Origin of the sequence: Bacillus sp. FSL K6-1218 (assembly GCF_038006445.1) — a bacterium.
Lineage (GTDB): Bacteria > Bacillota > Bacilli > Bacillales > Bacillaceae_G > Bacillus_A > Bacillus_A thuringiensis_S.
Window position 1 is genome coordinate 3976322 of record NZ_JBBOVE010000001.1, and the last position, 22337, is coordinate 3998658.

Here is a 22337-nt window from a genome sequence, read left to right on the forward strand (position 1 = left end):
AATTACTCCTTCGCTTTCTTGCCTTCTAATAATGTTTGAATAATAATTAATACAACACCAATACATAATGCTGAATCAGCTATATTGAATACTGGATAGTTGTACGAGAAAATATACACGTGAATGAAATCCACTACTTCTTGTCTAAATACACGATCAATAAAGTTACCAATTGCCCCGCCTAAAATTAGGCCTAACGAAATACCTAGAAGCTTGTCTGTTTTCGCATACTTTTTCATATAAAATACGATAAACACTACAAAAACAACTGTAATAATGTAGAAGAACCACATTTTATTTTCTAAAATACCCCAGGCAGCGCCTCTATTTCGATGTGATGTTATGTATAATACATTGTCGATAATCGGAATACTCGTACCCAATTCCATGTTCTTTACAATTAACCACTTCGATATTTGATCGATAGCAATGACAAATAACGCTATTACATAATATATCATTTTCATTTCCCCCACAAAGACAGTGTACCTCAAAATTTTAGCATAGCTGCTACCTTTTCACAATGAACCTTTATAGAAGAATAAAATAAATTAAAAAAAGGTAATATAATATCGTTGTGCGTATTCATACATTTACCTTTTCATAGAAAAATTCATGAATTGTTCGGGCAGTCGGCATTGTTTTCATTTGCTTTGTCGAAATTAATCTCCCCGTCTCTTCACAAATACCGTACATGTCTATTTCCATTTTAAATAATGCGCGTTCTACATCCTTTAAATCCTCTTTTATATCATGTAATAGCAATTTTTTCTTTATCTCTTCCTTAATTTCATATCCAAGCTCTTGGCTGAACTCGACATCATATTTGTGCATTACTTCTTTAGCTAGTCTCTCTTGCAACTCTTTTCTCATCAATTGCAATTCTTCTTTTATTTCCATGTAGATTTCATTCACGTGTACATTCCTCCTAGCTGTAATGTACAGTTAGTGTGTCCGAAATTTATTTGCTTACCTCACACACATTTTTCCTTCACAGGAAAGAGCCTGAAAGTTATTTTGATATATCATCAAAATAAAAAAACTGACTGCATAAATAGCAGTCAGTTTTTTTATTATTTTACATAGTTTTCTTTCACAACTGTTGCACAACGCTCACATAATGTTTCATGTTCAGCATCTTTACCAATTGTTTCTGAAACTACCCAACAACGTTCACATGTTTCACCAGTTGCTTGAGCAACAATAACCGCTGTATGTTCATACTTCGGTGCATCTGCTGGCGCTTCTTCCATCATACCACCAAGTTTATACTCAGAAACGATGAATAATTGCTTTAAGTCTTCGCTAATAGACTCTAACATAGCTTTCATTTCTGCAGTTGGATATAGCGTAATGCTCGCATTTAATGACTTACCGATTACTTTTTCATTACGAGCTACTTCTAGTGCTTTTAACACGTCATCACGTAATGTCATAAATGCATCCCATTTTGTTTTTAATGCTTCCGCGTCATCTAATTGTACAGCTTCTGGCATATCAGTTAATTGTACACTTTCTTCTGTTACGCCTGGAATGTATGGCCATACTTCATCAGCTGTATGCGGTAAGATTGGTGTTACAAGTTTCGTTAACGCAACAAGAACTTCATATAATACAGTTTGAATTGCACGACGATCTTCGTGGTTTGCACCTTCAATGTATAAAATATCTTTTGCAAAATCTAAGTAGAATGAACTTAAATCAATTGTACAGAAGTTATGAATTGCATGATACACAGCAGCGAAATCGTATGTCTCATATGCTTCTTTAACTTTTGTAATTAAGTCATTTAATTTCACTAACATGTAACGATCTACTTCACGAAGCTCAGCTATAGCTACTGCATTTTCACTTGGCTTAAAGTCGTCTAAGTTTCCTAATAAGAAACGGAATGTGTTACGGATTTTACGATACACTTCTGCTACTTGTTTTAAAATATCATCTGAAATACGTACGTCAGATTGATAGTCAACAGAAGATACCCATAAGCGTAAAATGTCTCCACCTAATTGATCCATGATTTTCTTCGGTACGACGATGTTTCCAATCGACTTACTCATTTTACGTCCTTCACCATCTAGTACGAAACCGTGGCTTAGTACGCCTTTATATGGAGCTTTACCTGTTACAGCAACTGCTGTTGATAATGAAGAGTTAAACCAACCACGATACTGATCAGATCCTTCTAAATATAAATCAGCTGGACGCTGTAAATCTTCGCGCTCTTCTAATACAGCTTGGTGAGAAGAACCTGAATCGAACCATACATCCATGATGTCTGTTTCTTTACGGAATTCGCCATTTTGGCTACCTGGATGTGTAAATCCTTCTGGTAATAGATCTTTCGCTTCACGCTCAAACCATACGTTAGAACCGTGTTCACGGAATAAATCTGCTACATGGTTAATTGTTTCATCCGTAATAATTGGATCACCATTCTCAGCATAGAATACCGGAATTGGCACACCCCATGCACGCTGACGAGAAATACACCAGTCACCACGGTCACGAACCATATTATGAAGACGAGTTTCTCCCCATGCTGGTACCCATTTTGTTTCCGCTACAGCTTCTATTAATTCTTTACGGAATGCTTCAATAGATGCAAACCACTGTGCTGTCGCACGGAAAATAATTGGTTTTTTCGTTCTCCAATCATGTGGGTATGAATGCGTAATGAATGTTAGTTTCAGTAACGCGCCTACTTCTTCTAATTTTTCTGTAATTGGCTTGTTAGCTTTATCATAGAATAAGCCTTCAAATCCAGGTGCTTCATTTGTTAATACACCTTTATCATCAACTGGGCAAAGTACTTCTAATCCATACTTTTTACCAACAACGAAGTCATCTTCCCCGTGTCCTGGTGCTGTATGAACACAACCTGTACCTGCATCTGTTGTTACGTGATCTCCTAGCATTACTAATGAATCACGATCGTAGAATGGATGTTTTGCAACTGTGTACTCCAGTTCGCTACCTTTTACTGTTTTCACAACTTCAGCATTTTCCCACTCTAACGTTTTTGCAACTGTCTCAAACAGCTCAGAAGCAATGATATATTTCTCATCATTTACTTTTACAATGCTATATTCAAGCTCTGGGTGAACAGAAATACCTAAGTTTGCAGGTAATGTCCAAGGTGTTGTTGTCCAAATGATGTACTTTTCATCACCTTCTAATACGTTCTTTCCATCTTTTACAGGGAATGCTACGTAAATAGATGCTGATTTTTTATCTTGATATTCAATTTCAGCTTCTGCTAAAGCAGATTCACTCGTTGGAGACCAGTAAACTGGTTTTTGACCTTTATAGATATAACCTTTTTTCGCCATGTCACCAAACACTTTAATTTGTTGTGCTTCATAAGCGGGCTCTAAAGTAATATATGGATTATCCCAATCTGCACGTACACCTAGACGCTTAAATTGTTCACGTTGACGTTCTACTTGTTCATATGCATACTCTGCACATAACTTACGGAACTCAGCAACTGTCATTTCTTTACGCTTTACACCTTTATTTGTTAAAGCTTGTTCAATTGGTAAACCGTGCGTATCCCATCCTGGAACATATGGCGCACTAAAACCAGTCATTGATTTATAACGAACAATAAAGTCTTTTAATACTTTATTTAATGCATGTCCCATATGAATGTCACCATTCGCATATGGAGGCCCATCATGCAATACAAATAAAGGACGACCTTTTGTATGTTCTTGTACTTTTTCGTAAATATTCATTTCAGCCCATTTTTCTTGCATTGCAGGCTCACGTTTTGGTAAGTTCCCACGCATTGGGAACTCTGTTTTCGGCATCAGTAATGTATTTTTGTACTCCATGCTCAATTCCTCCTTACATGTATAAAAGAAATACTTAAAAAACGGAATAAAAAAGAGACTTTCTCATCCCAAAAAGGGACGAGAAAGTCTCCCGCGGTACCACCCTAGTAGATCATATACATATGTATAGAATCCTCTTATATTCTTAACGCGAATACACGCCTACGCTTACTCTATTTGTTCAGCGCGGAACTCCAGGGTGATATTCCCACTATCTCCTTATCCTGAGCTTACACCGTCCTCAGTTCGCTATATAAGGTTTGAAAAGGTACTTATCCCTATCTTCGTTTTTCTTAATAAATATGTTGTTTAAAATTATATGTAATAATGAGAAAAACGTCAAGCTTACACTGTTTCTTCTTTTTTCAACAGTTCATCTACTTCGTCTTCTAACTCAATTAGTTTATCCCAATCATCGTTGTTTAACATTTCAAGCTGTGTTTCTAATAACATACGGAAACGAGTTCGGAATACTTTCGCTTGTTTCTTTAGCTCTTCAATATCAAAAGCAACTTTTCTTGATTTTACTAATGCTTCGTTAATAATACGATCAGCATTCTTTTCAGCTTCACGCACAATTAATTTCGCTTCTTTTTGCGCATTACGTTTTACTTCTTCCGCTGCTTCTTGCGCAACAACGATAGATTTGTTTAACGTATCTTCAATATTAGAGAAATGATCTAACTTCCCTTCTAACTGCGCAACTTTTTCTTCTAAAGCTTTTTTCTCACGAATGACCAATTCATAATCTTTGATAATTTGATCAAGAAACTCATTTACTTGATCTTCATCATAGCCACGGAATCCGCGACCAAATTCTTTGTTATGAATATCTAATGGTGTTAACGGCACAACGCCACCTCCAAGTAGTTATCTAAATTTCCTCTTTCAATTATATCTTTTCTTCGACAAAATAGGAGGATTTCCTTCTAAAAAACCAATCATTTTAGTATACCATACAAAATTCTCCATTTGTCGCGTTTTGTTCTACCTTCTACAGAAAATAATTTACTTCGTCCATATCCTCTAACAGAAAAAACGTCTCCTGGATAACATTCATAAGCAGTTTGTTCCACTATTTTCCAATTAACTTTTACTAAACCATTTTTAATGAAAGGTTGCACTTTCTGTCTAGATAAATGTAACATTTCAGCTAACATAACATCTAAACGAAGTGAAGAAACCGTTCCAGATTTCTCCCCCCACATTTCATGTATCTGTAGAATTTGTTCTCCTTGTACTGCTGATAAGGAGACTTTTACTTTTCCTATTGCTTGTAAGTTCATCTCAATGTACGATACGATTTCTTTCGCAACTACAATTTGGGCACGATTTTCTTGCAGCAAAATATCACCACATTTTTCTCTCGTTAAACCAAGAGACATAAATGTACCTAATATTTGCCTATGTTCTAGCGTATAAAACTTGGAAGGATAGTCAATTTCTAATACTTCTACTTGAAATTCTTCTTCATTTAATTCTAGATAGTCTGGATAAATGAGTGCTCTTTTACGCTCTGCATTAGGCGTTGCACCACCAAATTGCACAGCAACATCTCCTTGTCCAATTACCATAGAAACAATTTGTTGCTGTCTTGGATCAAGGAAATCTGTTAATTTCACTTGATGGTACTCCGCCGTTCGCTTCCACTCTAGCACTTTATCTACAAAGACCTCTTCATCAGGCCTAAAATGTTCATAAATGCTCATGTATTTAACCTCTTACTATAAGAAATAGCTGAACAAACTGAACAAACCACTTTTAGCAAGTTTTAACGCAAAAATCGCAACGAGTGGAGAAATATCAATCATACCCAGCGGCGGAATAAATCTGCGGAATGGTTCTAAATACGGTTCACAAATTCGCGCCAAGAACTCTCCAAAAGATGATTCCTTTGCACCAGGAAACCATGATAGGAGAATGTAAATAATCAGTGCCCACGAGTAAATCTCGATAGCAGAACTTAACACCATTAAAACTGTTGTCATGGCGTATTACCACCTCTTTATATTTGTTTCTTCTTCTTCACCGAATAACTCTGAAATTGCACCAACAATATCAACATTTTCAGGTGTACACATAAATGTTTTCGGTCCTATTTTTTGAATATCCCCGCCTATAGCGTATACAGTACCACTTAAAAAGTCAACGATACGTACCGCTTGATCAGTAGACATTCTCTGCAAATTAATTACAACAGCTCGTCTACCTTTTAAGTGGTCCGCAATCCCTTGTGCTTCCGAATATGTGCGTGGTTCTAATAAAACAACTTTTGAAGATTGTTTTGCTGTTTCAATACTTACAACATTTTGCTTCGGTTGCGCTTTCGGAAACGTAACATCTTGTTGTTCTGGTGGATCTTGCTGCTTTTTCATGTCTGTTTGCTCCTTTTCATAACCATATTGAGCTGCTTCTTTTTCTTCCGGTGTATCAAAAAAGAAGTATTTTACTTTTGACCAACTCATAATAAGATTCTCCTTCCTTTTACGCTTTTCCTACTAAAATCGTTCCCAAACGAATATATGTAGCCCCTTCTTCAATTGCAATCGTGTAATCGTTGGACATTCCCATTGATAATTCTTTACATGGCGCATGTAATAACTCTAGCTCCTGCACCTCTGTTTGTAGCATACGTAATTCCTTAAAACAGCGTCTGATTTCTTCCTCTTCTTCTGTAAATGGAGCCATCGTCATTAGTCCAACCACTTCAATTTTATCGAATTCTTGCAAACTTTGAATAAAAGAAACAACCTCTTCTATTGCCAATCCTTGCTTCGATTCTTCAGATGAGGTTTTCACTTGAATAAAGCATTTCACTTTCTTATCAGCACGTTTCTGAATTTCTTTCGCCAGGGAAAGACGATCTAACGAATGTAAATAATCAATTTCATTAATGATTTCTTTTACTTTTCTCGTTTGTAATGAGCCAATAAAATGCCAATTAACTTTTGAACCGAAATGCTCATATTTCTGTAAGAAACCTTCATTTCTATTTTCACCTAAATCGATAATTCCAGTTTCAATTACTTCGTTTGTTTTTTCAATCCCTACAGTTTTTGTCACTGCAACAAGTTTAATATCTTGCAACGAACGTCCAGCTCGAGCGCAAGATTCTTTAATAGCTTCGTTTACAATTACTAAATTTTCTTGTACTGTCACTTGCTTCCTTCCTCCTTAAAACCTATGAAACTCAACATTCTTCCTGTCTTACCTTGATCACGACGATGAGAGAAAAATAGTTGCTCTTCACAGCTTGTACAAAGAGATGACATTACAATATGCTCTTCTTTTATGCCTGCTTGTACGCATAATATACGATTAATTTCTTTTAAATTAATTGCGTACTGCCCGTCAGAAATTTTTTGATGAGGAACAGCATCGTTAATTACTTTCTGTGCTGCTGTTAATACACGATCATCCACAACATAACAACAAGATCCGATCGACGGCCCAATTGCAACATGAATTTCATCACTTGAAATACCTTCTGCATTCCACTTTTGAATCATTTCCTTTGCAATCTCTTGTACAGTGCCTTTCCATCCAGCATGCGCAAGTCCTATCATACCATGTGATGGTGCATAAAAATAGAGCGGAACACAATCCGCGTAACAAGACGTTAACAGAACATCTTCATTACTCGTATAAATGCCATCTGTTTTTGAAATACCGTCCTCATATGAATAGACGCCACTTCCCTTTTCCTGTTGCCCTACTTTTTCAACATGATGATCATGAACTTGTTCAGAGCAAATCCAGTTTTCTAATGGTTTTTGTAACTTATTTGCTAAAATGCGTCTGTTTTCATGAACGTTCTCCACGATATCATTCACATGTAATCCTAAATTCATCGCATGAAAGGAGCCCGTACTTATCCCACCATCTTTTGTCGTAAATCCAGCAGTAATGTTTCCAAGTTCTTTCCATGCTTGTAAATACAGTATACCGTCCACATATTTAAATGGTTCTCTCATAAAGCGGCTCCTTTTAATTAAAATAACAGAAAAAAGTATGGTACTTCCTGTCTATTTTACCATACTTTTATTTTTTCATAATCCTAACAGAAAAAAAAGAGGAATTTGTAATATTCTTTATGAAATTGTCGGTGTTTGTATTGATTCTGTTACAGTATTAACAGGATTTACTCTTACAAGTATGACATCTTCCCCAATTTTCACAATTTCCTTCCAAGGAATTACAATCTCAACATCTTTTCCAAAAATACCCAGCATACGTGTCTGTTTGGAAATAATAACAGAACAAACTTTCCCTGTGTTCATATCAATTTCAATATCTCCAATATTCCCAACCCTTTTTCCATCTGAAATATTTATAACATCCTTCATCTGTAACTCTGAAATTCGTATCACCATTTTTATCCTCTCCCTTATATGACGAATTGGAAGCTGTTTCTCATATTTACAGGAAGTCACCTATACGAAACACCATGCTAGTTTCATTATATGAACACTAATCCCCTACTATGAGCGTAAACCATATTACATATAAAAAAGTCTCACCATAATTGGTGAGACCTTATCCTTGAATCGTCTTATTCATTTGTTTAATGGCTGACTTCTCTAAACGTGATACTTGAGCTTGGGAAATCCCAATTTCTTCTGCAACTTCCATCTGTGTCTTTCCTTGGAAGAAACGTTTTCTAATAATCATTTTCTCTCGATCATTTAAACGCTTCATTCCTTCTTTCAATGCTAGTTCTTCAACCCACTGCTCGTCCTTTTGTTTTTCATCACTTAACTGATCCATAACAAAGATAGGATCTCCTCCATCATTATAAATCGGTTCAAATAATGAAACTGGGTCTTGAATCGCATCTAAAGCAAATACTATCTCTTCATGAGTTACTTCTAGCACTTTTGCAATATCCATTGCTGTTGGTTCTTTTGAATTTTCTGCAATCAACTTTTCTCTTACTTGCAAAGCTTTATACGCAATATCTCGCAATGAGCGCGATACGCGAATCGGATTATTATCACGCAAATATCTGCGTATTTCCCCAATAATCATCGGCACAGCATACGTTGAAAATTTTACATTTTGGCCTAAATCAAAATTATCAATTGATTTCATAAGTCCGATGCAACCAACTTGAAATAAATCGTCAACATATTCTCCTCTGTTATTAAATCTTTGGATGACGCTCAGTACAAGACGTAAGTTTCCATTCACTAATTTTTCTCTTGCGCTTATCTCTCCACTTTGCATTTCACGAAATAATTTACGCATCTCTTCATTTTTTAATACTGGAAGTTTAGCTGTATCAACACCGCAAATTTCTACTTTGTTTCTCGTCAAAGTGTTCCCTCCTATCGGGAGTTGCTGTACAGTGTAAAGTATTTCCTTTGAAGGGGATTTTATGCATGTGGTTTTTTCACGATTTTTTATTTAAATTATCTTTCCTAATACAACTAAATAGAATAAGACCAGCCTACATAACGGCTGGTCTTATTCTTCACACCATTTTATTAAATTCTTTTCGTAATCTTTTTATAATTCTTTTTTCTAAACGCGAAATGTATGACTGTGAAATCCCAAGCATATCCGCCACATCTTTTTGCGTCTTTTCCTCTCCTCCAGCAAGCCCAAACCGAAGTTCCATAATTTGTTTTTCACGATCATTTAATTGGTGTAATGCTTTCATTAAAAGGTGGCGATCTACAGTAGCTTCTAAATCTTTTGTAATAATATCATCATCTGTACCTAACACGTCAGACAACAACAGTTCATTCCCATCCCAATCAATGTTTAGCGGTTCATCAAAAGAAACTTCCGAACGATTTTTGTTATTTCGACGTAAATGCATTAAAATTTCATTTTCTATACAACGCGATGCATATGTTGCTAATTTTATTTTCTTTTCTGGATTAAATGTATTTACCGCTTTAATAAGGCCGATTGTTCCTATACTAATCAAATCTTCAATATTTATCCCTGTATTTTCAAACTTTCTTGCTATATATACAACGAGCCTTAAGTTACGTTCAATAAGTAATGACCTTGCTGCCTGATCTCCCTTTGGCAATTTATTCAAAAGAACTTCCTCTTCTTCTTTCGTTAACGGTGGTGGCAACGCTTCACTTCCACCAATATAATAAATTTCATCGGTCTTAATTCCTAATTTCAGCAATACTTTATACCAAAGGTATACTAAATAAAATTTTAATTTCATCATATTATCCCGCCTCTCATTATTAAGCGATCACCATTTTTTGTGAAATCAACATTTTTGGATGCACAATACATTGATACTCCCCATTTGTAGACAGTTGTTGTGTATTTAATCCAATTAATACTTTGTTTACAACAATAGAACTACCTTCATGATCAACTTGCACACTGTCAGGCTTAATTGCCCACAAAAATTGACTTTCTACTCCTACTGCACGGAAAGGAATTAAACGTAATTTTGTCGCCCAACCAGAATCATTTTCTGGTATTTGAGGAATTTCTGTTTTGGAATAAATTTGTTCTGTTAACCAAGATGGTAAGCAATGTTCTAATGATGAAACATGCATAATCATAACGGGTGTTTTTGTTAATGGGTCGTAAAGTTGGTTCCCACTGTCAATAAGACCTGCCAGTTCTAGTTCTTCTTCCGCCAATTGAATTTTTACTTTCACAATTTGGTCATAGTGTATTTTCGTGACCTCTACGCTTTCAATACGCTTTTTAGAAAAATAATAAATTACCGGAAAACCAAAAATAACAAATAACCAACTAATTGGATCGCCGTAAGAAATTGACTGAGATTGAACCAATCCATTTACCATTTCATTCGTTTGCAAAAAGAAATGAGTTCCAATTAATCCTCCGCCAACCATAAAGGTTACAAAGTAAAAAGTAAAAACAGTTTGTGCATAATTTCTAAACGTTGTAAACCCAAATGCTGTATACACAATAAGTAACGAGTACAGTAGTTTCATAATTGGATGTGTCATCATAGAAGCAAAAGGAGTAAAGGCAAAAATAACAATAGTTGAACCTATAAATGCCCCTAACACAAGCCTCCATCTTTTGATTTTCTTTTTTAACACGGTAGCTGTTAATAAAAGCAAAAGAAAATCAATGCAGGCGTTTAACAACCAAACAACGTCGGCGTAAACAACCAAACAATTCACCTCTTTTTTCAAGTTGAGACTAGTATAATGCATATCCAATAGGAAAGTGTGTCAATTTGCGGAGGTGTTTTTTTGTTATTTTGTGATTTCTAGACATAATCTGTCGGTAAAAAATAAAAGTACAAATTCATAGAATGATATACTCTTATTTTCACCAACAAAATATATTGAAATATACGAAATAAAAAAAGACCTGCTAAGCAGGTCTTTTTCATTTAAAAAACAAAAAAGGAGCATGAAAGCTCCTTTTTTTATCGTCTACGACGGTTACGTAAAAATGCTGGAATATCGATATCATCTGAATCTGAATGACGCTCATGTACAACTGGCTCTTCACGCTTCATTTCACGTTTTACTTCACGTTGTTTTGAAGGTTGAGCTACTGATTGTTGCTGTTGTTGCGTGTGGTTCGCATTCGGACGAATAATTGGTTTTGGTGGTTGAGTTGCAATGCTATCATCAAAACCAGTTGCAATTACAGTTACAACGATATCATCTTTTAATCCTTCATTAATAACAGAACCGAAGATCATATTTACTTCTGGATCTGAAGCTGAAGCTACGATATCTGCCGCTTCTTGTACTTCATATAAGCTTAAGTTAGCGCCACCCGTAATGTTCATGATAACACCTTGAGCTCCATCAATAGATGTTTCTAGTAATGGACTAGAAATCGCTTTTTTCGCAGCTTCTGCAGCACGATTTTCCCCGTTACCAGAACCAATACCCATTAAAGCAGAACCTCTATTAGACATAATTGTCTTTACGTCTGCAAAGTCTAAGTTAATTAAACCTGGCGTTGCAATTAAATCCGAAATACCTTGAACACCTTGACGTAATACGTTATCAGCTTCACGGAATGCTTCTAACATTGGCGTATTTTTATCAACGATCTCTAATAAGCGATCGTTTGGAATTACAATAAGAGTATCTACATTTTCTTTAAATGCTGCAATACCAGATGCTGCTTGCGTTGCACGTTTACGTCCTTCAAAAGTAAATGGACGTGTTACAACACCAACTGTTAAAGCACCTAATTCTTTTGCAACTTGAGCAACAACTGGAGCTGCACCAGTTCCAGTTCCACCGCCCATACCAGCAGTTACGAAGACCATATCCGCACCACGAAGTGCTTCTTGGATCTGTTCTTTACTTTCTTCTGCAGCTTTTTTCCCTACTTCAGGATTTGCGCCTGCACCAAGTCCACGCGTTAATTTTCCACCAATTTGCATTTTTGTTTCAGCTTTTGATAGATTTAATGCTTGTGCATCAGTGTTCACAGCGATAAAGTCTACACCTTGTACACCGTGTTCAATCATACGGTTTACAGCATTGTTTCCGCCACCGCCGACACCGATAACTTTTATATTCGCTAATTGATCTTGAGTAGTATCAAACTCTAACATGTCGAAATCCCCCTAGAACCTCATTTTTCGTGTCCAATTTTAATCCCATAAATAACGGAATACACGTTTTACTTTTGACATCATACGGTCATCATTTTGATTATTATTGTTTTGATTACGAGTTTTTTGTTTCGCGGGTTGCTGTTGTACCGGCGTTGGTGCTGGTGCTGGTACTGGTTCAAAATGCTCTTGCTTTTCCTGCACATTTTTCCCACGTAATTTAGCTTTTTGATAAGAATGTTTAATTAATCCAACTCCGCTTGTATATTGGGGCTCACGCACACCAATATAATCAGGAGTTGCTACACGAACATTTTCATGTAAAATATCATATGCAAGATCAAGAACACCTGGCATAGAAGCAATTCCGCCAGTTAGTACATAACCAGAAGCCACTTGCTTTACTCCTAACTTACGCACTTCATCTTGAACAAACATTAAAATTTCCTCTACACGAGCCTCTATTATATCCGATAATTCCAACTGAGAATATTGTTCTGTTTGATCACTTCCCATAATAGGAACCGTAAACATCTCTTCTTCAGATGCTGTATCATAAAAAGCATGTCCATATTTCAACTTAATTTGATCTGCATTTTCTGTTGAAGTTTTCAACCCAATTGCAATATCCTTCGTTATATGGTCTCCACCTAATGGTAATACGCTCGTCGCTTGTAACTCTCCGTCTTTAAAAATAGATAAAGTTGTAGATCCTCCCCCCATATCAACAAGGGCTACTCCTCTATTTTTTTCATCTGAAGATATAGCAACTGTTGCAGCCGCTAAAGGTTGAAGACAAATATCAACAATTTCAAGACCTGCTTTTTCTACACAACGAAGTAGGTTATGTAGTAAAGTTCTCGAGCCTGTAATAAGTGTACCTTCCATTTCTAATCTTACACCGATCATCCCGCGTGGATCGTTAATCTCGTCAAGACCGTCTACGATGAACTGTCGAGGTACCACATCAATAAACTCACGTTCTGGAGCAATTGACACAACTTGTGCTGCATCTAGAACGCGTAAGACATCTTCATTCCCGATTTCACGATCTTCATTTGAAACAGCGACTACTCCGTGACAAGGAAGTAGCTGTACCTGGTTTGCATTGACACCTACTACAACTTGCTCAATGTGGATTCCCACCATGCGCTCAGCTTGTTCAATTGCTTTTTTAATTGATCGAACAGTCTCGTCTATATCAACTATCGATCCCTTCTTTAAACCATTTGATTTTACATTTCCAACACCAATAATGTTTAAGCTGTCATTAACCATTTCACCAATGATGACTTTAACATTGGATGTACCGATGTCAAGACTAACATATATTTCATTGCTGTTCATTCTTTGGCACCTCCTTCTTTATTTATACCATACAACTCAATATATGGAACAACAATCGCAACTTTACTATTTATAAGAAAAATATTCAACGTCTTTATACGTTTCCCTTTTTTAACCCTATATTTTTCTTATTTTTATTTAGCATTCAATTAAGAATATCGCAGTAAACTATGAATAACTGCTTATCTTGAAATAATTCTATTTCGAGTGTAAAGTTTACCGCCAAGTATAAGTCTACACTAAGATGTACTCATAGAAAAGTGAAACTTGTACCAATACTAGTATGAATCTAAGAATTTTTACATATTTTTCATCAAATGAACCATTCTTCTAAATTCGTATGCATATAATAGAACGTTTGTTTTGTTTTTTCTGCTATAAGCAACGAAAACTACCATTCTATTCTTTTTTTTCTTCCGCACCTAATTCTTTCGTATATGCACCTACTTCTAAGTCAATTAATACCTTCTTACCTGGCTCAATTGTTTTTAAAATAAGCGGATAGGCTTCCATACGTTTTGCGAAATTTTGAATCGTAGTGCTCACTTCATAACCTTCATTCATATATAAAGTAAGATGATCTTCATTCGCATTCGTTGGAGAATAGCGAATCTCCGAAATAGATTTTAAAATAGCTGGTGTTAACTTTTCTAGTTCAGCGATTAACTCCTTCATTTTCTCTTCTTTAAAAGGTTCGAAAATCGGTGCTGCAACAGGAAGTTTTCCATTAGGTAGTACATCAAGTGTTTTTCCATTCTCTAATAACGGTTGTAATTTTCCCTCTTTATTTATATAACCAATCGTTAAATATTCTTCAATATGAACATCAATCTTGTTTGGAAAACGTTTTTTTACATTTACTGCTTTAATTTCTTTTCGCTTCGTTAAGTTTTCTTCAGCTTTATGTGCTGTCACTCGGAAATAACTTGTATCATATGTCACGCCTGAATCCTTCATTACTTGCTCATCCGTCATATAGTGATTTCCAAACACACTAATCTTTTTTATATTACTAAGCGGAGACCGAAAATAAATTAAAAAGAGCACTAATAAAAATAAAATTGATATGTATAAAATCAATCGATGATTAACATTTTTTTTGTTTTTTTTCTTTTGATTTTTCAATTTTGGTACACGATCTTGTAGTTTAATCACTTTACTATTATTCATGTACGATCCCCCTATGTAACATAAAGAACGGCATGTTCCTCATGCCGTTCTTATCTTCTTATTATAACATAAATGATAATGAGCGGAACGAATAACCGTTATCTTCCAATGATTTCTACTTCTGTGTGCATATCTACATCAAATTTATCCTTAATTGTATGTTTTATTAATTCAATTAAGGACAATACATCTTGCGCTGAAGCCCCCCCGGTATTAACAATAAAATTGCCATGCATTTGAGAAATTTGAGCTCCACCAATCCTATAACCACGAAGCCCTGCTTTTTCTACTAAATCGCCTGCAAAATGTGGGATTGGATTCCGAAATATACTTCCTGCACACGGGTGATTCCATGGTTGCGTTTCACGGCGGTAATCTTTATTATTTTGCATGCTACGTACAATTTCTTCACGTTTTCCCGCCTGTAATTGAAACTCCGCCTCTAAAACAATACCAGGACGTTTCGTTTGCAATACAGATGCCCGATAAGAAAACTCCAGTTCTTTATTCGTTAACCAGTCAATTGTACCGTCTTCAAACAGAATGAGAGCCTTGGATAATACACTCGATATATCCGATTTATGTGCACCTGCATTCATATATACTGCACCACCGACACTTCCTGGAATACCGCTTGCAAACTCCAATCCAGCTAACCCTTGACGACTAAGTAAAGTTGACAATTTAATAAGAGGATATCCACTACCAACTCTTACCTTATGTTTTTCGACCTCTAAGTGATCTAATCCTTCTCCTAAACGAATAACAACACCTTCTATGCCTTGATCAGATACAAGAAGGTTTGAACCGCGCCCAATTACAGTCCACTTCGTTTTGTATTGCTTTACTAACTGTAATGTTTTTTCAATACCGGCTACATGCTTAGGCACAATTAAAATATCCGCTGGTCCACCTATTTTCATAGTTGTATAACGTGCTAACGACTCGTTAACTAAAACACGACCAACGTCTGCTTCTATAAGCTCATTTACTAATTGTTCCATAGACAATCTCCCCCATATTAAGTCTCCTTATGACAATAATATGCAGGGCGTTCACCTAACGTTATCCCTCTATTTACGGGCAGTACAGCTCCTAAATCAAAATTCGGCAGTAACAAAGAAGTTAGGCGGTATCGGGATGCCAGTAAACATCCGATTAGTGAAAGGTAATAATCAACGAGAGAGAATCACTCCCCACTGATTAAAACCTCACTTTATTTTTTTACAAGCTTATTCATTACTTCATACAGCTTATTTGCTGCATCTGGAATACCTAGTTTCTTAGCAGCTAGCTTCATATTTTGTAATGTTTGTGCATCCAATAAAATCTCATCAATATCACGAATAAGCGTTTCAGCTGTTAAATCTTTTTCAAGTAACATTTTTGCCGCTCCTTTATCAACAACTGAACGTGCATTCTTTTCCTGATGATTATTTGTTACGTACGGACTCGGTATTAACACACTTGGTTTTCCTAACGCTGTTAATTCTGCAAGTGTTGTTGCCCCAGCCCTTGAAACAACAAGGTCTACACCAGTTAGTACCTCTGGCATATTATGAATGAACGGCTTAATAATAACATTGTTCGGGTTCCCTTTTTGCTTCACGGCTTCCATCACTTTGTCATAATGTACTTCACCTGTTACATATAGTATTTCGTAGCTTTTGTTCCCAAACTGTTCAATTGCTTCAACGAAGGCATCGTTAATCGGTCTAGCGCCACGACTTCCACCAAATATAAGTACAGACTTTTTAGGAAGAGAAAGCCCAACTGAACGTTTCCCTTTCATCCCATTTTGATCCATTACCTCTGATGCTCGCGGATTACCTGTCATTACCACTTTTGACTCTGGAAAATGCTCTGTAGCTGCTTCAAAACAAACAGCAACTTTATCAACATAACGACTTAAAAATTTGTTCGTTACACCTGGTACACTATTTTGTTCATGTACAATAGTTGGAATACCTAATTTGGCTGCAGCGTATACAACTGGTCCACATACATATCCACCCGTTCCAATTACGATATCCGGGTTAAAACGACGAATATATCGTTTACTATCCTGTACACCTTTTAGAAAACGCATTACTGTCTTCACATTATCTAATGATATTTTTCGTTTAAATCCACTTATAACAATAGATTGAAATGGTATACCTGCTTTTGGAACGATTGTACTCTCTAGTCCATTTTCCGTACCAATATATAAAAATCTTGCTTCTGGATTTAACTTTTTTATTTCTCTAATTAAAGCAAGAGCTGGATAAATATGACCACCAGTACCCCCACCACTCACTAATACACGCACTACTAACTCCTCCGCTTCTCTTTTCTTATTTCCATTATATTTATTTCTATATACATATTGCATTTTTACACACATACGAAAAACCCTGTCTTATAAACAGGGTTTAGTAGCGAGAATGGCGACTTATATTTAATAATACACCTACTGCCATTAACATTAATGTCAAACTTGATCCACCATAACTTAAAAACGGCAAGGTAATACCCGTAACAGGCATCAGTCCTGTTACAACACCAACATTAATCATTACTTGAATCGCAATCATCGCCACAATACCTACTGCTAAAAACGTACCATATAAATCTGGCGCTCCTAATGCGATACGAATCCCGCGCCATAATAATAGACTAAATAATAATAACACAAATGAACCACCAATAAAACCTAATTCCTCGGATAAGATTGCAAATATAAAGTCAGTTTGTGGTTCAGGTAAATAAAGAAATTTTTGTCTACTTTGTCCAAGTCCAAGCCCAAATAATCCACCGGGTCCAATTGCGAGTAATGATTGGATAATTTGAAATCCACTTCCAAGCGGATCTGCCCACGGATCTAAATATGATGTAATGCGCTTCATTCGATACGGTGCTGATGCGATTAACCCTACAAACCCTGCTACACCAAGCAAACCAAACATCGCAAAGTGAAAGACCCTCGCTCCCGAAATAAATATCATAATGATACATGTCCCAACCATTACCGTTCCTGTCCCAAGGTCTGGCTGTAACATAATCATCCCAAAAGCAAGAAACACAAAACTAAGAGCCGGTAATAAACCACGTTTAAAAGATGTAATCAATTTTTGCCGTTCCGCTAAAAACTTTGCCAAGAAAATAATCATCGCAAACTTCATAAATTCTGACGGTTGAATCGAAAATGCTCCGATACCAATCCAACTTCGTGCTCCTCCTCGAACAAGACCTACTCCAGGAATAAGAACGAGAATAAGAAGAATGAAGCAAACTAGCAAAATTACTTTTGAATACGTACGCCACACCCAATAATCAATTTTCATAATAAAAAACATAGCTACTACACCAAGACCCGCAAACAGTAATTGTCTTTTGGCAAAAAAGAATGAGTCCCCCATTTTATAAGAGGCCCAAACTGCACTCGCACTATAAACCATAATCATTCCGATTGTCAACAATGAAAGTGTTACGATGATGAGAATAAAATCAGGCGTTTTCTTCATTACCCACAAACACCACCTCTTTAGGCAGAACCTTTTGCCCTATGTAACAAAACATCAGTAGGTGTTAGCCTACTGATGTTTTGATTTACTTTATATAAGTTTATGCACAGCTTGTATAAAAATGTCTCCTCTTTCTTCAAATGTTTTAAATTGATCCCAGCTTGCACACGCTGGAGAAAGAAGAACAACATCACCTTCTTTAGAATGAGCATAAGCTTTCACCACTGCTTCATCTAAAGTATCGACACTTTCAATTATATCTAATCCCGCTTTTTCTGCCGCTCTTACTAGTTTGGGAGCTGTTTGTCCAAATGTTACAATCGCTTTTACATTTTTGAAATACGGAATTAAATCATCGAATTCATTTCCACGATCAAGCCCACCTGCTAGTAACACAATCGGTTGTGTAAACGCAGATAGTGCTTTCTCAGTCGCTAACATATTCGTTGCTTTTGAATCATTATAAAACTTACGGTTGTTAATCGTTGTTACATATTCTAAACGATGTTTTACACCCGTAAAACGTTTTAACACGACCGTAATTGCTTCATTAGAAGTACCTAATAATTTCGCAATACTCATCGCAGCTAAAATATTTTCTAGATTATGTTGACCAGGTAAAACGATATCGCTTACTTCAACAACTTTTTCACCTTTGAAATAAAGAGCGTTATCTTTTATACACGCGCCATCTTCAATTTCTTTCGTTGTCGAAAACAGGATTTTTTGACCTTTAGTATCCGCAGATAACTCCATCACATCTGCATCATCCGCATTTATTACACTATAATCGTTTTCTGTTTGGTTTTTAAAAACATTTGCTTTTGCTAAACCATATTCCTTCTTCGTCCCATGATAATCTAAGTGGGCTTCAAATAAGTTTAAGAACGCTGCAATTTTAGGTTGGAACGATTCTACTCCCATCAATTGGAACGATGAAAGCTCTGTAACTACAACTTCATTTTCTTTTGCATCCTGTGCTACTTCACAAGCTACAGTTCCTATATTCCCTGCAATAACAGGATGCTTTTGTCCTTCTTTTAACATTTCAAATGTCAGCATTGTTGTCGTCGTTTTACCATTAGACCCTGTAATTCCAACAAATGGTGCTTTTGAAATACGATATGCTAATTCAACTTCCGTAACAATTGGAATTTCTTTTTCTTTCGCAGCAACTAATATTGGATTAGAATACGGGATTCCTGGATTTTTAACGACAAGAGAAATATTTCTCTCTAATAATTCTAAAGGATGGCCACCGCATACAACGTCCATTCCTTTTGCTTGTAATTCTGCAGCAAGTACATTGTCTGCTAAAGGCTTTCCGTCATTTACAATGACATTCGCCCCTAATTTTTGCAACAAAGTAGCTGCTGCATAACCACTCTTTGCAATGCCTAATACAAGAATATTTTTATTTTGAAATTCAGTTACAGTTTTCAATTACATCCACACCCCGATATAAATTCCTAACACAGCTAATAAAAATCCTACAGACCAAAACGTTACAACAACGCGCCATTCTGACCAACCACATAATTCATAATGGTGGTGTAATGGACTCATTTTAAAGACACGTTTCCCTGTTGTTTTAAACGAAATAACTTGAATAATAACAGATAAAGTTTCCATTACGAATACTCCACCAATAATTACAAGTAGTAATTCTTGTTTTAATAAAATTGCTACAGCTGCGATAGCTCCACCTAAAGCTAAGGAACCTGTATCCCCCATAAATACTTTTGCTGGATTCGCGTTGAATACTAAAAATCCAAGTACTGCTCCGACAACTGCCATACAGAATATCGCAACTCCAAATTGTTCTTGTGCTACTGCAATAATACTAAATGCTCCAAATGCAATAGCCGCTGTTCCTGATAATAAACCATCTAAACCATCAGTTAAGTTAACCGCATTCGAGCCACCGATTAGCATAAATAGTACAAGTACAAAATACGCCCAACCTAATTCAAACTTAACATCCGTACCTGGAATCATGATATATGTGTGAAATGCTTGCCCTTTTCCAATTAAAAAGAACGCAATAGCAATAACAAGCTGACCTACTAATTTTTGTTTTGATGTTAAACCAAGATTTCTCTTCTTAACTACCTTTATGTAGTCATCTAAAAATCCAATCAATCCATAACCAAATGTCACTAATAATAATAACGAAACTTCTGCACCTAAATGATTAAACTTAATCGCCATAATAAGTGAAGTGACCATCATAGATACATATATGACAATACCACCCATTGTCGGTGTCCCTGATTTTTTTTGATGTGACTTTGGTCCCTCATCACGAATACTCTGTCCAAACTTTAATTTTCTTAAAAATGGAATAAACAATGGCGAAAGGGCAACAGAAATTAAGAATGCTACCCCAGCCGTTACTAATAAACCTTGCTCAAGCACATGTAGTCCTCCTCTCACGTTGTTACTCTTCGTTGTTTAAACGCCCTGTAATTGCTTCTTTGGCAACTTCACGATCATCAAAATGATGAACTTCTTTACCAATAATTTGATACGTTTCATGACCCTTACCAGCAATAATAATGATATCATCTGCTTTCACATTAGCGATTGCATGGTGTATCGCTTCTTTTCTATCAATAATCACTTCATAATTATTCCCACTTGCACCCTGTACCATATCATCTAAAATAGCCGCTGGATCTTCACTTCTTGGATTATCTGATGTATAAATTGCATGAGTTGCATATTTCGTTGCAACACTTGCCATTATCGGTCTCTTTGTTCGATCCCTATCGCCGCCACAACCAACGATACAATACACATCACCTTTTGCAAATTGTTTTGCAGTTTTTAATACATTTTCTAAACTATCCGGCGTATGCGCGTAATCAACAATAACTGTATAATTTTGTCCGCCATCAACAACTTCAAAACGTCCTGGAACCCCAGCTAGTTCCTTTATAACAGCAATGATTGTTTCTAATTTCACACCCGAAACAAGTCCTGCTGCTGTTGCTGCAAGTACGTTATATACATTAAATTTACCTATTAATTTCATCGTAACATTTACACTTTCATATGGTGTGACAAGCGTAAATGTAGTCCCGCCACTCGTCATAACGATATTTTTTGCCATAATGTCACTTCTTGTATCAATACCATATGTTACAACTGTTGCTGCAGTACTTCTCATATACTCTTCTGTTACATTATCATCGCTATTCAGCACAGCGTACTTTTCACGATTATGATTATAACTATTGCCAAGCTGTGCAAATAGTAACCCTTTTGCATGTTTATATTCTTCCATCGTTTTATGATAGTCTAAATGATCTTGTGTTAAATTCGTAAACACCGCTACATCGTAATCACATCCGTGTACACGACCAAGATCTAACGCATGTGACGAAACTTCCATTACCGTGCTGTCCACACCTTGTTCAACCATTTTTGAAAACGTCTGTTGAAGTGTTAGTGCATCTGGTGTTGTATTTTTCACCTCAAATGTTTCATCACCGATTTTCATATTAATCGTTCCAATTAGCCCTGTTTTATGACCATGTGCTCGCATAATCTCATCCATAATATGCGATGTTGTTGTCTTTCCATTTGTACCTGTAATTCCGATTAAATGTAACTTGTGTGTCGGTTGACCATAAAAATAATCAGCTAAAACCGCTAACGAACGAAAAGTATTTTTCACAAGTACAACTGGAACGTCAACATCAATTGGTCTTTCCGCAACAATAGCAGCCGCTCCTTGTGCCGCTGCTTGCTTAGCAAAATCATGGCTATCAACCGTATATCCTTTCATACATACAAATAAGCTTCCCTCTTTCACTTTACGTGAATCAGCTTCTATAGATGTGATTTCTGGATTTTCTTTTGGAACAACTGGAAAATCATGCAAACATGATAAAAGTGTATGCAACTTCATTTCACTAAACCCTC

The 22337-nt window shown here is 36.1% G+C and carries 22 protein-coding genes and 1 other annotated feature; all 22 genes read right to left on the minus strand.

All coding sequences use genetic code 11. The features are described 5' to 3' along the window. Nucleotides 1-2: 2 nt before the first annotated feature. The 22 genes from lspA to murE all read right to left on the minus strand — a co-directional run bounded on the left by lspA (nt 3) and on the right by murE (nt 22323). Complete coding sequence (lspA, locus tag MHI26_RS20095; RefSeq protein WP_000642180.1) at nt 3-461, minus strand: lipoprotein signal peptidase LspA; 459 nt, start codon at nt 459-461, stop codon at nt 3-5. Between the two features lie 124 nt (nt 462-585). Further along, entirely contained in the window at nt 586-915 is a 330-nt protein-coding gene (locus MHI26_RS20100) for a molecular chaperone DnaK (protein ID WP_001002956.1), read from the minus strand. Nucleotides 916-1073: 158 nt separating this feature from the next. Further along, nucleotides 1074-3839 carry an isoleucine--tRNA ligase gene (ileS2, locus tag MHI26_RS20105; protein ID WP_061666361.1) on the minus strand — a complete coding sequence of 922 codons (2766 nt, stop codon included), beginning with the start codon at nt 3837-3839 and terminating at the stop codon, nt 1074-1076. Between the two features lie 71 nt (nt 3840-3910). Further along, nucleotides 3911-4133, minus strand: a binding site (T-box leader). 51 nt (nt 4134-4184) lie between these two features. Further along, a complete protein-coding gene (divIVA, locus tag MHI26_RS20110) occupies nt 4185-4691 on the minus strand; it encodes a septum site-determining protein DivIVA (RefSeq protein ID WP_001131611.1) in 507 nt (168 codons plus the stop codon). 89 nt (nt 4692-4780) lie between these two features. Then, complete coding sequence (locus tag MHI26_RS20115; RefSeq protein ID WP_061666360.1) at nt 4781-5548, minus strand: YlmH family RNA-binding protein; 768 nt, start codon at nt 5546-5548, stop codon at nt 4781-4783. Nucleotides 5549-5563: 15 nt separating this feature from the next. Then, nucleotides 5564-5827 (minus strand): YggT family protein, encoded by a 264-nt coding sequence (locus MHI26_RS20120; RefSeq protein ID WP_000214324.1) that lies wholly within the window; start codon nt 5825-5827, stop codon nt 5564-5566. A gap of 6 nt (nt 5828-5833) precedes the next feature. Next, nucleotides 5834-6304 carry a cell division protein SepF gene (locus tag MHI26_RS20125; RefSeq protein WP_000119129.1) on the minus strand — a complete coding sequence of 157 codons (471 nt, stop codon included), beginning with the start codon at nt 6302-6304 and terminating at the stop codon, nt 5834-5836. A gap of 19 nt (nt 6305-6323) precedes the next feature. After that, nucleotides 6324-6998, minus strand: a complete 675-nt coding sequence (locus MHI26_RS20130; protein ID WP_000218008.1) for a YggS family pyridoxal phosphate-dependent enzyme — start codon at nt 6996-6998, stop codon at nt 6324-6326. Next, complete coding sequence (gene pgeF, locus MHI26_RS20135; protein WP_061666359.1) at nt 6995-7813, minus strand: peptidoglycan editing factor PgeF; 819 nt, start codon at nt 7811-7813, stop codon at nt 6995-6997. Before pgeF ends, MHI26_RS20130 begins: the two co-directional genes overlap by 4 nt. A gap of 117 nt (nt 7814-7930) precedes the next feature. Continuing rightward, nucleotides 7931-8212 carry a YlmC/YmxH family sporulation protein gene (locus MHI26_RS20140; protein ID WP_000236752.1) on the minus strand — a complete coding sequence of 94 codons (282 nt, stop codon included), beginning with the start codon at nt 8210-8212 and terminating at the stop codon, nt 7931-7933. Nucleotides 8213-8375: 163 nt separating this feature from the next. Next, nucleotides 8376-9155, minus strand: coding sequence for an RNA polymerase sporulation sigma factor SigG (gene sigG, locus MHI26_RS20145; protein WP_000197755.1), 780 nt, complete (start codon nt 9153-9155; stop codon nt 8376-8378). A gap of 157 nt (nt 9156-9312) precedes the next feature. Continuing rightward, the gene (sigE, locus tag MHI26_RS20150; RefSeq protein WP_000976948.1) at nt 9313-10032 is read right to left on the minus strand and encodes an RNA polymerase sporulation sigma factor SigE; all 720 of its coding nucleotides are present in this window, start codon (nt 10030-10032) and stop codon (nt 9313-9315) included. A 19-nt stretch (nt 10033-10051) separates the two neighbouring features. Then, entirely contained in the window at nt 10052-10969 is a 918-nt protein-coding gene (gene spoIIGA / locus MHI26_RS20155) for a sigma-E processing peptidase SpoIIGA (protein ID WP_000261975.1), read from the minus strand. A 260-nt stretch (nt 10970-11229) separates the two neighbouring features. Continuing rightward, a complete protein-coding gene (ftsZ, locus tag MHI26_RS20160) occupies nt 11230-12384 on the minus strand; it encodes a cell division protein FtsZ (RefSeq protein WP_000888985.1) in 1155 nt (384 codons plus the stop codon). Nucleotides 12385-12423: 39 nt separating this feature from the next. After that, nucleotides 12424-13731 carry a cell division protein FtsA gene (gene ftsA, locus MHI26_RS20165; protein ID WP_001087557.1) on the minus strand — a complete coding sequence of 436 codons (1308 nt, stop codon included), beginning with the start codon at nt 13729-13731 and terminating at the stop codon, nt 12424-12426. Between the two features lie 399 nt (nt 13732-14130). Further along, entirely contained in the window at nt 14131-14901 is a 771-nt protein-coding gene (gene divIB, locus MHI26_RS20170) for a cell division protein DivIB (protein ID WP_001065791.1), read from the minus strand. Nucleotides 14902-14999: 98 nt separating this feature from the next. After that, a complete protein-coding gene (murB, locus tag MHI26_RS20175) occupies nt 15000-15905 on the minus strand; it encodes a UDP-N-acetylmuramate dehydrogenase (protein ID WP_000437028.1) in 906 nt (301 codons plus the stop codon). A gap of 212 nt (nt 15906-16117) precedes the next feature. Further along, entirely contained in the window at nt 16118-17212 is a 1095-nt protein-coding gene (murG, locus tag MHI26_RS20180) for an undecaprenyldiphospho-muramoylpentapeptide beta-N-acetylglucosaminyltransferase (RefSeq protein ID WP_014894899.1), read from the minus strand. A gap of 103 nt (nt 17213-17315) precedes the next feature. Further along, nucleotides 17316-18407 carry a stage V sporulation protein E gene (gene spoVE, locus MHI26_RS20185; protein ID WP_000753521.1) on the minus strand — a complete coding sequence of 364 codons (1092 nt, stop codon included), beginning with the start codon at nt 18405-18407 and terminating at the stop codon, nt 17316-17318. A 90-nt stretch (nt 18408-18497) separates the two neighbouring features. After that, the gene (gene murD / locus MHI26_RS20190; RefSeq protein ID WP_000860097.1) at nt 18498-19850 is read right to left on the minus strand and encodes a UDP-N-acetylmuramoyl-L-alanine--D-glutamate ligase; all 1353 of its coding nucleotides are present in this window, start codon (nt 19848-19850) and stop codon (nt 18498-18500) included. Further along, nucleotides 19851-20825: a phospho-N-acetylmuramoyl-pentapeptide-transferase gene (gene mraY / locus MHI26_RS20195; protein WP_000893058.1), complete on the minus strand. Its 975-nt coding sequence runs from the start codon at nt 20823-20825 to the stop codon at nt 19851-19853. A 22-nt stretch (nt 20826-20847) separates the two neighbouring features. Then, the gene (gene murE / locus MHI26_RS20200; protein ID WP_000766288.1) at nt 20848-22323 is read right to left on the minus strand and encodes a UDP-N-acetylmuramoyl-L-alanyl-D-glutamate--2,6-diaminopimelate ligase; all 1476 of its coding nucleotides are present in this window, start codon (nt 22321-22323) and stop codon (nt 20848-20850) included. Nucleotides 22324-22337: the final 14 nt, after the last annotated feature.